Source organism: Lactobacillus sp. ESL0263 (assembly GCF_003692845.1).
GTDB lineage: Bacteria > Bacillota > Bacilli > Lactobacillales > Lactobacillaceae > Lactobacillus > Lactobacillus apis.
Window position 1 is genome coordinate 543,080 of record NZ_REHL01000004.1, and the last position, 14,800, is coordinate 557,879.

General features: G+C 36.1%; 15 protein-coding genes. 4 read left to right on the forward strand and 11 right to left on the reverse strand.

Annotated features, from left to right (window positions below; translation table 11 throughout):
• Positions 1-32: 32 nt before the first annotated feature.
• The 10 genes from rpoD to rpsU form a co-directional block, all read right to left on the reverse strand.
• Positions 33-1,154, reverse strand: a complete 1,122-nt coding sequence (rpoD, locus tag F5ESL0263_RS04595) for an RNA polymerase sigma factor RpoD (RefSeq protein ID WP_074425311.1) — start codon at positions 1,152-1,154, stop codon at positions 33-35.
• The gene (gene dnaG, locus F5ESL0263_RS04600) at positions 1,154-2,977 is read right to left on the reverse strand and encodes a DNA primase (protein ID WP_122035204.1); all 1,824 of its coding nucleotides are present in this window, start codon (positions 2,975-2,977) and stop codon (positions 1,154-1,156) included. The genes rpoD and dnaG overlap by 1 nt, the downstream gene beginning before the upstream one ends.
• Positions 2,978-2,998: 21 nt before the next feature.
• Positions 2,999-5,068, reverse strand: a complete 2,070-nt coding sequence (gene glyS, locus F5ESL0263_RS04605; protein ID WP_074425308.1) for a glycine--tRNA ligase subunit beta — start codon at positions 5,066-5,068, stop codon at positions 2,999-3,001.
• A complete protein-coding gene (gene glyQ, locus F5ESL0263_RS04610) occupies positions 5,061-5,978 on the reverse strand; it encodes a glycine--tRNA ligase subunit alpha (protein ID WP_122035205.1) in 918 nt (305 codons plus the stop codon). The genes glyS and glyQ overlap by 8 nt, the downstream gene beginning before the upstream one ends.
• 239 nt (positions 5,979-6,217) lie before the next feature.
• Positions 6,218-6,973 carry a DNA repair protein RecO gene (gene recO, locus F5ESL0263_RS04615; protein ID WP_122035207.1) on the reverse strand — a complete coding sequence of 252 codons (756 nt, stop codon included), beginning with the start codon at positions 6,971-6,973 and terminating at the stop codon, positions 6,218-6,220.
• A gap of 2 nt (positions 6,974-6,975) precedes the next feature.
• The gene (gene era / locus F5ESL0263_RS04620; protein ID WP_122035209.1) at positions 6,976-7,884 is read right to left on the reverse strand and encodes a GTPase Era; all 909 of its coding nucleotides are present in this window, start codon (positions 7,882-7,884) and stop codon (positions 6,976-6,978) included.
• The gene (gene ybeY / locus F5ESL0263_RS04625) at positions 7,884-8,408 is read right to left on the reverse strand and encodes an rRNA maturation RNase YbeY (RefSeq protein WP_122035625.1); all 525 of its coding nucleotides are present in this window, start codon (positions 8,406-8,408) and stop codon (positions 7,884-7,886) included. The genes era and ybeY overlap by 1 nt, the downstream gene beginning before the upstream one ends.
• Positions 8,408-9,364: a PhoH family protein gene (locus tag F5ESL0263_RS04630; protein ID WP_122035211.1), complete on the reverse strand. Its 957-nt coding sequence runs from the start codon at positions 9,362-9,364 to the stop codon at positions 8,408-8,410. Before F5ESL0263_RS04630 ends, ybeY begins: the two co-directional genes overlap by 1 nt.
• A 17-nt stretch (positions 9,365-9,381) precedes the next feature.
• Complete coding sequence (locus F5ESL0263_RS04635) at positions 9,382-9,825, reverse strand: GatB/YqeY domain-containing protein (protein WP_046306943.1); 444 nt, start codon at positions 9,823-9,825, stop codon at positions 9,382-9,384.
• A 133-nt stretch (positions 9,826-9,958) separates the two neighbouring features.
• Positions 9,959-10,135, reverse strand: a complete 177-nt coding sequence (rpsU, locus tag F5ESL0263_RS04640) for a 30S ribosomal protein S21 (protein ID WP_046306945.1) — start codon at positions 10,133-10,135, stop codon at positions 9,959-9,961.
• A gap of 178 nt (positions 10,136-10,313) precedes the next feature.
• On the opposite strand from rpsU, the gene F5ESL0263_RS04645 reads away from it, so the two are divergent.
• The 3 genes from F5ESL0263_RS04645 (at position 10,314) to F5ESL0263_RS04655 (ending at position 12,915) form a co-directional block, all read left to right on the forward strand.
• The gene (locus F5ESL0263_RS04645) at positions 10,314-11,141 is read left to right on the forward strand and encodes a pyruvate, water dikinase regulatory protein (protein WP_046306951.1); all 828 of its coding nucleotides are present in this window, start codon (positions 10,314-10,316) and stop codon (positions 11,139-11,141) included.
• Between the two features lie 120 nt (positions 11,142-11,261).
• Positions 11,262-11,807, forward strand: coding sequence for a peptide-methionine (S)-S-oxide reductase MsrA (gene msrA, locus F5ESL0263_RS04650; protein WP_122035213.1), 546 nt, complete (start codon positions 11,262-11,264; stop codon positions 11,805-11,807).
• Between the two features lie 229 nt (positions 11,808-12,036).
• Positions 12,037-12,915 carry a YitT family protein gene (locus F5ESL0263_RS04655; RefSeq protein ID WP_074425302.1) on the forward strand — a complete coding sequence of 293 codons (879 nt, stop codon included), beginning with the start codon at positions 12,037-12,039 and terminating at the stop codon, positions 12,913-12,915.
• Between the two features lie 49 nt (positions 12,916-12,964).
• Here F5ESL0263_RS04655 and msrB read toward each other — a convergent pair whose 3' ends face one another.
• Positions 12,965-13,396 carry a peptide-methionine (R)-S-oxide reductase MsrB gene (gene msrB, locus F5ESL0263_RS04660; RefSeq protein WP_122035215.1) on the reverse strand — a complete coding sequence of 144 codons (432 nt, stop codon included), beginning with the start codon at positions 13,394-13,396 and terminating at the stop codon, positions 12,965-12,967.
• Positions 13,397-13,543: 147 nt separating this feature from the next.
• Here msrB and F5ESL0263_RS04665 point away from each other — a divergent pair, with 147 nt between their 5' ends.
• On the forward strand, positions 13,544-14,740 hold the full coding sequence (locus tag F5ESL0263_RS04665) for an aminotransferase class I/II-fold pyridoxal phosphate-dependent enzyme (protein ID WP_122035216.1): 1,197 nt from the start codon (positions 13,544-13,546) through the stop codon (positions 14,738-14,740).
• The last annotated feature ends 60 nt before the right edge of the window (positions 14,741-14,800 follow it).

Below are 14,800 nucleotides of genomic sequence, written 5' to 3' on the forward strand. Positions count from 1 at the left end.
ATTTCAAAAAACTTGTCTTTTTGTTTAGCTATTTAATCTAAGAAATCACGCAACTGATTTGAACGACTCGGATGACGCAACTTACGTAGTGCTTTTGCTTCAATTTGTCTGATTCGCTCTCTTGTGACGCCAAAAACTTTACCAACTTCTTCAAGAGTCCTTGTCCGACCATCATCAAGACCAAAACGCAAGCGCAGAACATTTTCTTCACGATCTGTTAAAGTATCAAGTACCTCTTCTAGCTGTTCCTTGAGCATCTCATATGAAGCATGTTGTTCAGGACTAGTTGCATCTTTGTCTTTAATAAAGTCACCTAAATGGGAATCATCTTCTTCACCAATTGGTGTTTCCAAAGAAACAGGTTCTTGAGCAATTTTTAGGATGTCGCGCACTTTAGAAGTTGGCATATCCATTTCAGCACCAATTTCTTCTGGAGTTGGCTCACGACCTAAGTCTTGCAACAATTGTCTTTGAATTCTAATCAGCTTATTGATTGTTTCAACCATGTGAACTGGAATTCTAATTGTTCGAGCCTGATCAGCAATTGCACGAGTAATGGCTTGACGAATCCACCAAGTAGCATAAGTCGAAAACTTAAAGCCAAGACTGTAATCAAACTTGTCAACGGCTTTCATTAGACCCATGTTTCCTTCTTGAATCAAGTCAAGGAATGACATACCACGACCAACATAGCGTTTTGCAATTGAGACAACTAAACGTAAGTTAGCTTCAGCTAATTCTTGCTTAGCCTCTTCGTCGCCTTTTTCAATTCGCTTTGCAAGAGCAATTTCCTGATCTGCGTTAAGAAGTGGAACACGTCCAATTTCCTTCAAGTACATTCTTACTGGATCGTTCATCCTGACGCTTGAAGGGGCTGACATATCTTTTAGTTCAGCCTTTTCAACATCTTTTTGCTTTTTCAAAGCTAGTTTGGATGGATCACCATTTTCATCAACTATACTGATGCCATTGTCTTCAAACTCTTGAACTAATTGATCGACTGCTTTTCCCTCTAAATCATAGGGCTTAACCAAACGATTAACAAATTCAGTTTCAGTAATTGATTTATCTTTCTTAACCGCTTTAACAACCTCTTGTACTACTTTATCTAAAGATGGTTGTTCTTTTTCGCTAGTGCTTTTCTTTTCTGTCACTATAAAGCCCCCCTCTGCCCTTGAATTCTCTTTAACTGTAAAATTTGTTGCGTAATAGACATTATTTTGTCCGTATCCATAGTTCTCTTTGCATCTTGAAGTTCATTCATCAACTTATTCAGTTGTTTGTCAACTTGACGCATTTCTAAAGCATAGATTTGTTCACAAATCTCACGGTCTGAAAAATCCTGCGGCATATCTGCCATTTCGGCATTAACTATTATACCTTGAAGTTGTTCAGGAATAAAATTTAAAAAACTATTTACTGTCGGTTTTTCATGAGTTTCGCTGAAATTTAACCATAATTCCGCTAATTTTTGATAATCGGAATCAGGAAATAAGAACTTGTTCTGCAAAAGATAATCGCGAGCATGCTCCGAATGAATGAATAAGTACAATAGCCTTGTTTGGACTGGATCATTCTTAATAGCAATATCTTGATGATACTCTGGTGCTGGACCGTCATCTTGTTGAAATTCTGCTTCATTTGGAATTTGTCCGCCTGTATGTTGCTTAGCAGTATTAAATTGACGACGATATTTTAGCAAATTCACTTTTAATGAATCTTTAGAAACATTCTGCTGCTGAGCAATTCTATCTAAATATAAATCTTGTTCAACTGGATTTGAGAGCTGCGCAATTTCTTGCATAGCTTCGTCGAGATATGCAAGCTTTTGCCGATCATTATCTAAGTTATATTTCTTAGCAAGTCGCTTTAAGAAAAAGTCAGTCGGTGTTAATGCACCTTTGATCTGTTCTTGATATTTTTCAACACCATATTTTTGAACATATTCATCAGGATCAAGTTTTTCTGGTAGAACAACAACACCCAAGTCAAAGCCACCAGCTTTATTAAACAGTTTAACTGCCCGTTCTTCCGCATGCACTCCTGGATCATCACCATCATAATTAATAATGATATTCTTAGTGATTCGTTTCAACATGTAAACTTGCTGGTCCGTTAAGCTTGTACCCATTGACGCAATACCTGACTTTACACCAGCTTTATATGCTGCAATTACGTCCATGTATCCTTCATACAAAACTAAGTGATTTTCAGATCTAGCCGCCTTTTTCGCCTCAGAGAAATGAAATAGGACTTGTGATTTCTCAAAAACTTTTGTCTCGGGACTATTGATATACTTTGCCTCAGTTTTATCCGTTGATAATCGTCTGCCTGAAAAGCCTACTGCATAGTCGCCCTCATTTGTAAGAGTAAACATTAATCGATCTCTAAAGCGATCGAACATCTCACCACTCTTAGACTGAACAAATAAACCACTTGCTAATAAATCTTCATCGCGATAGTTCTTACCACGCAAATACGTTAAGAGAAGATTATTCTGTTTCGGCGCGTATCCGATACGAAAGTGATTTAAAATCTCATCACTCAAATCTCTTTCACGTGCATATTCAAGCCCACGTTTACCAGCATTAGTTGAAACTAAAACCCGATGATAAAAATCAGCAGCTTCCTCATTTATTTTAATTAAAATATTGGAATATTTTGGCTTTTGTTGACCATATTCACCAATTTCAATATGTGCAAAATCAGCAACCTTTTGCACGCTTTCCGGAAAAGTTAAATTTTCTTTTTCCATTAAGAAGGTAAAAACATTGCCGCCTTTACCACAACCAAAGCACTTGAAAAACTGTTTTCCTTCATTGACTGTAAAGGAAGGTGTTTTTTCTTCGTGGAATGGGCAAAGACCAATATAATCTTTTCCCTTTTTTTCTAGTGAAACGTATTGACTGATGACATTAACAATATTGACGTTCTCACGTACCTTGCTAATCGTCTCTTCAGGTATCAATCCAGCCATCTTTTCACCTACTTTGATAAATTATTTAATGACTAACTTACTTAAGTCACCTAAATGTTCAGCAAGTTGTGCCACTGCACCTAATTGATTTAATCGGTTATTCTTAATTGCTTCATCCTTATCCAAAATCATATTGTTTTCAAAATAGAAATTGATAACTGGTTGCAATTTAACAAAACCATCATAAAGCTGCGTTAAATCAGTTAAGTCTTGCAAATTGTTCACACCAGAGTAAAGTTCCTTTTCACTCTCGTTAACAAACAAGTCTGGATTAACGACATTATTTCCTTTATGCTTAGCCTTTTTCAAAATATTATTGATTCTAATTAGACTTTCAACAACAGGTCTAAATTGTTCATCATCATGATGTAGCTGCAAGACATTAGCCGCTGCCAAAATTTGAATTGGATCCTGCTGACTTGATGCAAGCACTGCATCGATAATGTCATATTTGTAGTTGTTTTTAGTCAGATACTGGTTAATCCGATCACGGATAAAGGATGCAATTTCTGCTTCTTTTTCATCCGACTTAGGTAATTTAGCTGGTGTTTTTCCGTTCAATGCAGAAACAAGTTCAGGCAAAACTTTGTTGAAGGCTAATGACCACTTTTGATTAATTAAAATACGTACAATTCCATAGGCGTAACGACGTAAGGCGTAAGGATCATTAGATGAAGTTGGAATCATATCTACAGCAAAGAAAGTGATGATTGTATCAAGTTTGTCAGCAACTGAAAGTAATGAACCTACTACAGTTTGTGGTAACTCACCTTCTGAAGTGGTTGGCATGTAATGTTCTTTGATTGCAACCGCAACATCATCTTTTTCACCGGCAAGTTTTGCATAGTGCATACCCATTACACCTTGTAATTCAGCAAATTCGCCAACCATTTGAGTTACAAGATCAAATTTATACAATTCACTCGCACGATCAAAGTCCTTGATAGTTTGTTCATCAAGATTCCATTGTTTTGCGAGGTAGTCACCAATTATACGTACACGTTCCATTTTTTCAGACATAGAACCAATTTTGTCATGGAAAGAAACATTCTTAAGCTTGTCAACAAAATGACTAAGAGGATATTTACGGTCTTCATCGTAGAAAAATTGTGCGTCATCTAATCTAGCAACTAAAACTTTTTCGTTCCCGGAAATAACATTCTCTAAGTAATCCTTATTTCCATTTCGTACAGAAATAAAATGATTAATTAATTGGTTATCTTGATTATAAACTTCAAAGTAACGTTGGTTATCCTTCATTGAGGTAATTAATACTTCTTGAGGCATTTCAAGATACTTTTTATCAAAGGAGCCAGCAAAGACAGTTGGATATTCAACCAAATTGGTTACTTCTTCAAGTAAGTTAGCATCCATCTTGATTTTCCAATTGTTTTGTTTAACCAGCTCATTCATTTGGTCAACTATCATTTCTTTACGCTTTTTAGCGTCAGCAATGACAAATTGATCTCTTAAAGCATCTTCATAATCATCGGCATTGGCTAAAACAACTGAATCACCTAAAAAGCGGTGACCTTCAGTCTTTCGACCCGCAGTGATATCAAGAATTTGAACAGGAACGACCTCATTGCCAAGCAAAGAAACCAACCAGTGAATTGGTCGAACAAATTCAAAGTCATTTGAACCGCCCCAACGCATTTTAGTTGGGAAAGTCATTGCCTTAATAATGTCACTCATACCTAAAAGAATGTCAGTAGCTTTCTTACCTTCTTTTTGGACGTGAACATATGCATATTCTGTCCCTTTTAGTTCTTCAAAGTAAATATCATCAGTAGTCATATTTTGACCACGAACGAAGCCTTGAGCTGCCTTGGTCCAATTTTTATCTTGATCCAAAGCAATTTTCTTAGCAGGTCCCTTTTTTATTTCATCAATATCTTCTTGCTTTTCAGCCAAATCTTCAACCAAAATAGTTAATCGACGTGGTGTAGAAAAAGTTTTGATATCCTTAAACTTTAAGCCATTTTCTTTCAAGAACTTTTGAGTTCTGTCAGCAAGTTGTTTAACGCTTTTTGCAACAACATGTGCTGGCATTTCTTCTGTTCCAATTTCAAATAAATAGTCTTTAGTCATTTTCAAGCCCCGCTTTCTTGTCTTCTGCGCTTTTCAGTAAAGGGAAGCCTCTTTTTTCTCGTTCTTCAACAAAACATACAGCCACTTCATGAGCCATATTTCTAATTCTAGCTAAATATCCTGCACGTTCTGTAACAGAGACTGCTCCCCGAGCATCTAGCAAATTAAAGGTATGTGAGCACTTCAAAATATAATCGTAAGCTGGTTGAACTAGATTTAACTTGATCAGTTCTTTTGCTGTTCTTTCGTATACGTCAAAGAACTTCAACAGGTCATCTTGATTAGATTCTTCAAAAGCGTATTTAGAGTTTTCGTATTCTGCTTCTTTAAAGATGTCGCGATATAAAATGCCATTTCCCCATTCCAAGTCAAAAACGGAGTTTACATCTTGAATATAGGAAGCAAGGCGTTCAACACCATATGTAATTTCACTCATAGTTGGTTTAACGTCAAGTTCACCAACAGTTTGGAAATAAGTAAATTGACTTACTTCCATTCCGTCAAGCCAGACTTCCCAACCAACACCAGCACAACCCATTGATGGGTTTTCCCAGTTATCTTCAACAAAACGAATATCATGCTCTAATGGATTAATACCCAAAACCTTAAGACTATCTAAGTAGTATTGCTGAATTTGGTCAGGAGCAGGCTTAATAACTACCTGGAATTGGTGGTGTTGAAATAAACGATTAGGATTGTCACCATAGCGTCCATCAGCGGGACGTCTAGAAGGCTCAACATAACATGCGGCCCATGGTTCAGGCCCAACAGCCCTTAAGAAAGTATATGGACTCATGGTACCAGCACCTTTTTCAACATCGTAAGATGGCATTACCATACATCCCTTAGAAGACCAAAACTCTTCTAATTTAAAAATCATGTCTTGAATTGTTATTTTTTTCTGTGCCATTTTTCTTCCTCCCTGCATCAGGCCATAAAAAAAGCCTATGCAACACTGCATAGGGACGATTTATCGCGGTTCCACCCTAATTCAGGGATATTTCCCTGCTCTTAATTAGTTTGACTAGAGGTGCCGTTTCCCAGATGTCCTTCCACTATCTAACATTCGCTTTGCTGGTACTTTTTTTAATCCTCATCTTCGTCAAAATACAATAGTATTTTACCATAATCATATTTTAATCTAAAGGATTAGGTAAATAAATTAAGCTCATCAAGAAACTTTTTTGTCTTTAAGTTTAAATCAATAGTTTCTTGATATATTCGATCAATTGCTCTTCGTGTAGCTTTTTTTGTATCCTGATTAATTTTTATTGTGCCTAAACGTGAAAATGGTATTAAGCCAATCGTTCTTAGAACTGCAGTTTCTTTTGGCTGCAAATGCAAGCGGGTAGCATCAGTATAGAAGTGATTGCTACAAATGATTCCGCCTTTAGCAATTGAATAATCAAAGTCACCAGTCTCTTTACCACAAATCACACAATGACGTAGTTCAGGTTCAACTCCATAAGCTGCTAAAAGTTGCATTTGGATTGTCTGAGTAATCATTTCAGCATCCTCACCATCATTGATCTTTGTAAGAGCTAGACTTGTTAATTCATAGTACTTACCTAAATCCTGATACTCGACAAAAGCATGATCAACTAAATCCAAAATAAATGAGGCATAGGCATTTTTGGTTAGATCATTAAAGATGCCGTCAAATTGCTTAACATTTTTATAGGTGCGGAGATTACTTAGTCCTTGTCCAGAAGAAACAATCACATATGTACCGTAAGAAAAGTTAAGCAGACTCGCACCTAATTTAGACTTAGGCTTAAGTGCACCACGAGCAATCATTGTAATAATCCCGCTATTTTTCGTTATTATTTTAGCTAAAAGGTCTGCCTCATGAAATTTTTGACGTTTAAAGATGATTCCTTGTACTTCTTTTAGCTCTTTACTCATTTTTACGAAAGATCCTTGGAATTATAACCGATTTGCTTCAAAAATCTTGGATCAGAGCGCCAGTTTCGCTGAACTTTTACCCATAACTTAAGATTAACTTTTTCACCTAGGAGTTCTTCAATTTGTTTGCGAGACTTAATGCCTATCTGTTTTAACATGGCACCACTCTTACCAATGATGATGCCTTTTTGTCCACTTTTTTCAACATAAATTGTTGCTTCAATTTGTAGCTTGTTATTTTCATGTTGATTCATTCGTTCAACCCAAACAGCTGCAGCATGCGGAACTTCTTCAGCGGTCAATTTTAAGATCTGCTCCCGAATCAGTTCAGCAACCATGAAGTATTCTGGACGATCGGTAATTTGTTCAGGATCGTAATAATCTGGTCCTTCAGGCAAATATTCACGCAATACTTCGATTAAGTCAGCAATTCCAATTCCTTGAGTAGCAGATATTGGTAAAAACTCTTTGAAAACATCAAGCTTCTGATACTCATCAATTATTGGCAAAAGTTCATTAGGATTAACTTGATCAACCTTATTTATAAGCAAAAGAATCGGAACATTTACTTTTTTAAGCTGTTCGATAATATACTCGTCACCGCGTCCCATTTTTTCTGGTTCCACCATAAACAAGATTAAGTCGACATCTTTTAGGCTTGAAAGACTTGCCTTATCCATATAGTCGTCAAGTTCTAAATGTGGCTTAAAAATTCCTGGTGTATCAACAAAGACAACCTGCATATCGTCTGTAGTATATATACCGGAGATCTTGTTTCTGGTTGTTTGCGGCTTATTAGAAGTAATTGCCACTTTTTGACCAACTAAAAAGTTCATCAAAGTCGATTTGCCAACGTTTGGTCGCCCAACTAGGGCTACAAAACCTGATTTATTTTTTGTTTCTTGAGACATTATTTACCTCTGCCTTCGTCCAATTGATCAGGGTATAATGGCAAACCATAAGTTTCCAAAACTTTGCCCTGAATGCCAAACATTTCTTTTGCTTCCGCTGGATCGATGTGGTCAAAACCATTAAGATGTAGGAAACCATGAACAAGTGTATAGCCAAATTCACGATTCCAGCCCGTGCCATATTCTTCACTATGACGCTTGATTACACTAGGACACATAAAAAGATCACCGATGTCTTCGCGAAATTCAGGATCGTCGCTGAAAATAGCCAAATCCAAATTATCGCCACCATCTTCAATGGCAAATGAAATTACATCAGTTGGGCGATCTTTTCCACGATATTTTTTATTAATTTCTTGACTACGTTCCTCATCAACAAAATTAATACTCATTTCCAAATTGGTGTTTTTACCAATTTCCTTTTTAGCAAGTAATAAAAGTTTAGAAATCCAATCTTCCCAATTTTCATTACTATCTTTTAAAAAGCCAACCTCATCGTTATAGGTAATATCGATTGGTGTAATCAATGTTTTTCTTCTTCCTTTTCATACGCACTGATAATTTTAGCAACAACTGGATGTCTTACGACATCATTAGCTGAGAAATGAATAAACTTAATTTGATTAATATTCTTTAAGATATGTTGCGCATCAATTAAGCCACTACGTTGACGACCGGGTAAATCGACTTGCGTCATATCACCGTTAACAATCATTTTTGAATTAAAGCCAAGTCTAGTTAGAAACATTTTCATTTGTGCGTCAGTCGTGTTTTGTGCTTCATCTAAAATTACAAAAGCATCATCCAGTGTACGGCCACGCATATAAGCCAAAGGTGCAACTTCTATTACTCCGCGCTCCATTAAATGATCTGTTGTGTTTGTTCCCAAAATTGAGTAGAGAGAATCATAGATTGGACGCAAATACGGGTCAACTTTTTCTTTCAAATCACCAGGCAAAAAGCCAAGTGATTCCCCTGCTTCAACGGCAGGTCTAGTAAGAACAATCTTAGATACTTCACCCTTTTTAAAAGCTGCTACTGCGCAAACAACTGCCAAAAAAGTCTTTCCAGTACCAGCTGGACCGATACCAAAAACAACGTCATTTTTTTCAATCGCTTCAACATATTGTTTCTGTCCCATATTTTTGATTCTAATCGGTTTACCTTTAGCATCACGAATTAGAATTTGTTTGTAAAGATCAGGAAAATACTCAATTGTGCCTTTTTCAGCCATTTTCATTGCACTAACAACATCTGGAGCACTAATATTAATATTAGCACTAACAATGTTGTCAAGAGCTTTCAAAACAGCCAGCGTCTTTTTAATACTATCGTCATTGCCTTCAATCACGATTTGATTTCCGGTATCAACAATTGTTGCATCGTATCCTTCGGCCAGTATGCTTAAGTTTCTATCATTAACCCCTACAAGTTTTTGAATATTTTCAGCATTTTTAGGAATAAAAGTAGTTTGAGCCAAATAATTGCTCCTTTTCTTTAGTTAAGGTGATTGCGAACTGCGTCAGAAGCTACTTTACCATCAGCTTTACCCTTAATTTTTGGCATGAGCACTTTCATTACTTTGCCAAATTCAGATTTACTTGTTGCACCTGCTTCTTTAATTGATTCAGTAACAAGATCCTCAAGCTCTTCTTTTGAAAGTTGTTTTGGCATATAGCTTTCAACAACAGCAAGTTCTTTCTTAGTATCTTCAGCTAAATCTTCACGTTTAGCTTTTGTAAAGTCTTCGATTGATTCTTCACGTTGTTTTTTCTCACGGTTGAGAACTGTTAGTTCTTCATCTGGAGTAAGATCATGACCAACCTTAATCTTTTCGTTCATTAAAGCAGACTTAATCATTCTTACGGTATTCAATTTAATCTTATCGCGAGATTTCATTGCTTCTTTCATGTCAGACATTATTTGTTCAGATAAACTCAAAGTAAACTCCCTCTTTCTAAAAAGTATAGTTAAATTATACCAAATTCTATAAGTAATGATTAGCAAATTAGCAATAAAACTAGTATTTGTGGCACAAAAAAACTTCTATCAACTTGATAGAAGTTTTTGGTTATTAATAATGCTTACGCTTCCGAGCTGCTTCAGATTTCAGCTTTCTGCGGACACTAGGTTTTTCATAAAACTCACGTTTACGGTATTCTTGCAAAGTACCACTTCTTGAAACGGAACGTTTGAAACGACGAAGAGCATCATCAATAGACTCGTTTTCGTGAACGACTGTCTTGGCCATATGTGATCCCTCCTTCCATTTCTTGACGTTACCGCCATACATTTATATCAATTATATCAAACCATCCTCCACGGTCAATACAAAAGAGCAATATTTTTTGCGATTTCTTATTTTTTTCTACTAAATCTGTAAAAGATTTTTATTAAAATGTATAATTAAAATAAAAAAGGAGCAAATAATGGCTGAAAATACACCAAAAAAAGAAGTTAACATAGTAATTATTTCCGATTCTGCGGGAGATACAGCGTTTAATAATGCAGTTGCTGCGGCAGCACAATTCCCTGATGCAGAAATCAACTATCGTAGATACCCATTTATTATTAGCAAGGAAAAGCTTGAAGAAACATTTAAAGAAATTGAGCAATATCCAAATCTAATTCTCATCTACAGTTTAGTAAAAGATGAAATGCAGATCCCAGTTATTAGGTTTGTACGTGAACATCATATTGAGAGCATCGATATTCTTTCTCCTGCTGTCGAAGCAATTCAAAAAGTTACCGGACTTCGTCCACAAATGAAAGTTGGTGCGCAACATAAAATGAACCAAAAATACTTTGATCGTATTTCTGCGATGGAATTTGCAGTTATGTACGATGATGGTAAAGATCCGAAAGGATTTTTGGAAGCTGATGTTGTGCTATTGGGCGTTTCAAGAACCTCCAAAACCCCACTTTCCCTGTTCTTAGCAAATAAAAATTTGAAAGTTGCTAATCTTCCTTTAGTTCCTGACACTCATATTCCTAAGGAAATATATCAGGTGGATCCAAAGAAAATCATCGGTCTCACAAATGATTTATCTGTTCTAAACGAAATTAGACGTCAACGAATGATTTCTTATGGCTTAAATCCAGATACCACTTATTCAAATACTGATGCGATTAAGGCTGAACTTGACTCTGCTCAAAAACTCTACGACAAATTGGGTTGCTTTGTCATCAATGTTGCTCATCGTTCAATAGAAGAAACTGCTGCTTTAATTTTAGACCACTTGGGTATCGAAGACTAATTAATATTGAAGCTATTTTGAATTTTTACCTAAACCGTATTGGTTGCGGACTATTGCTCCTTGAAATACAATTAGTCTAATTATCGATTTAAGTGCTTTTCAAAAAGAAAGTGTGGACATATGACTAACAAACAATCTGATAATCACGGCTTTGATACAGCAATATTTGCTGGTGGTTGCTTTTGGTGTATGGTAAAGCCATTCGACTCCTTACCTGGAATCAAAAAAGTTATCTCTGGCTATACCGGTGGCCACGTTGCTAATCCAACATATGAAGAAGTTTGCTCTGGAACAACTGGACATACTGAAGCTGTAGAGATTACCTTTGATCCTGAAATTATGCCATATGATCAATTACTACAATACTATTGGCAAGTAACTGATCCTACTGATGCTTCCGGTCAATTTCAAGATCGTGGTGATAATTATCGTCCGGTAATTTTTTATAATTCTCCTGCGCAAAAAGAGGCAGCTGAAAAATCCAAGGCTGTTTTACAAAATAGTAGTAAATTCTCTGATCCGATTGTCACAAGTATTGAACCTGCTTGTCCCTTTTATCCAGCCGAAGAATATCACCAAGACTTCTATAAAAAAGATCCACTTAGATACCAACTAGAAGAATCCGGTGGTCGTGATGCCTTTATAAAAGAACATTGGCAAGATTAATTTTAAAATCTTAGAAATTGAGATCATTTCAAGTAATAATAGTGTTAGTATAAAATGCAACGGTTTTAGATAAAGTTCAGTGAGCTTAAGCTAAAAGCAATTTTGCATTTATCAAGCAATCAGTCTAAAACCTGGTTGCTTTTTTGTTAAAATTAATTGCTGAAACTGATATTATGACTGAATTGATGTTGCCAGATTATGAAATAAACTATAGAGGACTCAAAATTTAATGGACAAACTAGATACTTTCAATAGGCGTTACAGCCTACTTTCCAAAATCTCCGCTTCTTTTTTCTATTCATTAGCAGTTGCGATTGCCTTAAATTTCTTTTGGCAGCCTGGCCATATGTATTCATCGGGAATTACTGGTTTTGCGCAGTTGATTAATACGTTGAGTTCACGTTTTTTACCTTTCACTTTATCAACGTCTGTAATGTACTTTGCGTTAAACTTGCCATTACTTTTAATTGCATGGCTTAAAATAGGTCATAAATTCACCTTATTTACAATAATCACAGTCATCTTGGGCTCGATTATGATGCGTGTAATTCATCCAATAGATATGCATGTTGACCCATTAGTTTGTGCACTTTTTGGTGGCATGATCAATGGTATGGGAACCGGATTTGCACTAAAGAACGGAATTTCAACTGGTGGATTAGATATTATTGGCATTGTGATTCGGAAAAAAACCGGTGCAAGCTATGGTAAGGTTAGCATTATGATCAATTTAATTATTATTGCTGCGGCGGGCTTTGCTTTTGGCTGGAATCGCGCCTTATATTCTGCTTTGACAATTTTTATCAACGGACGAGTAATAGATGCAATTTATACCCAACATCAAAAATTGCAAGTTACAATTGTCACTGATCAGCCTCAGGCAATTATTGATGGTATTCAGGAAAAGATGCACCGTGGGATCACAATTTTTCATGATGTTGAAGGAGCCTATAGTCATATTGAGAAAAAAGTTTTGATTACAGTCATTGATCGTTACGATATGTACGATGTTTTACAAATCGTTAAGAAAAGTGATCCCTATGCTTTCATGAGTGTCACTGAAGTAGAAAAAGTATATGGTAGCTTTAAGGAACAAGAAATTGTTTAAACTAAAAAACTGCACTTCAATAATTGAAATGCAGTTTTTTATTGCGTTTTTAGTCAAAAAGCTTCTTGTATTCACCGTAGCCTTTTTCTTCAAGTTCATCATATGGAATGAAAGTTAAAGCCGATGAATTAATGCAGTACCTCAAGCCACCTTGGTCGACTGGCCCATCATTGAATACGTGTCCTAAATGGGAATCAGCATCTGGGCTCTTTACTTCTGTGCGTTCCATGCCTAGGGACTGATCGCGATTGTAAACTAATTTTTTTATTGGCTTTGTAAAACTTGGCCAACCACAGCCAGCATCATATTTATCTTCACTAGAAAACAGAGGTTCTCCGGAAACGACGTCAACGTAAATGCCCTTTTGATAGAAATCATCGTACTTGCCCTTAAAAGGATAATCAGTTGCGGCGTGTTGAGTAACTTCAAATTGGTCTTTTGACAGTTTTTTTAGTCTTTGGTTTTTCTTTTCTTGATCCATTTTCTCACCTTCTAAGTCAACTATAACAAAGTTTCTTTTAATAACCAGTCGTAAAGCTTAATAAATTAATACTAATTTATACTTTCCCTCGAACGATACTAGGTTATAATTGTATCTGAATAAAAAAATTAAGAAAGGTTCGTTTTTATGCCAACTTTAGCAAAAAGTTTATCCAATACAATTAACAAAAAGATTAATGAAATTCCAAAATCAGAAATCCGTGCCTTCAGCAATAAAATTTCGCAGATTCCAGGAATTATTAAACTGACTGTCGGTGAGCCAGATCTTCACACACCTGAACGCATAAAACGAGCCGCGATTGAAGATATAAAAAGTGATGACTCACACTATGCACCTGAGCCTGGTAAAAAAGAATATTTAAACGCTGTAAGTTCATATTTGGAAGACAGCTTAGGCGTTTACTACAATCCAGCAAATGAAATTTGTGCTACTGTCGGAGTTACAGCAGCATTGAATGTTGCGTTAATGACTGTACTTAACCCTGGCGACAAAGTAATCGTTCCAACACCCGTTTGGGGCGTTTATTTTGGAATTATTAAGATGGCTGGTGGTATTCCGATTGAAGTTGAAACTTCAGAAGACAATTTTATTTTGACAGCTGATCATTTAAAGCAAGTAATGAATAATGAAGGAAAAGGCGCTAAGGCAATCGTACTTACAGATCCTTCAAATCCAACTGGTCGAGTATATGATAAAGAAGAACTTGAACAGTTGTCCCAGGTTATTACAGATTACAATTTATTTGCACTTAGTGACGAAATATACGCCGAATTAACCTATAACAATAAGAAGCACTATTCACTTTCGCAAATTATTCCAGAACGTACTCTTATACTCTCTGGTTTATCAAAAAGCTTTGCAATGACTGGTTGGAGAATTGGCTATATTGCTGGTCCAGCTGAAATTATGAAGACAGTTGTTAAAGTAAGTTCCTTCTTAATTACTTCTGTAACAGATAACGTGCAGATTGCAGCTGCCAAAGCATTAGAAGATGGTGAGCAAGACTATGAAGAAGCGCGCGCAATTTACGAAAAGCGTCTTCACATCATTCAAACGGGTCTTGAAAAGAATGGCTTTACCATGGCAACACCTGAAGGTGCTTTCTACATTTTTGCTAAAATCCCTGAACATTTTGGCTCAGATGATGTTGCGTTTGCAACTGATTTGGCAAATAAGGCAAAAGTTGGTGTTGTTCCTGGAAGCTACTTTGGTGAAGGTGGAGAGGGCTATGTTCGTCTCTCCTACGCCTCTTCTGAAGAACACTTGAGAATGGCAGTCGAAAGAATTACCAACTATGTGGACGACGTTCTAGATAAAGAATAAACTTATTGTTTGGGTATCTCCTCTTTTTTGAGTTAAAATAAGTAGTGTTATATTATTTAT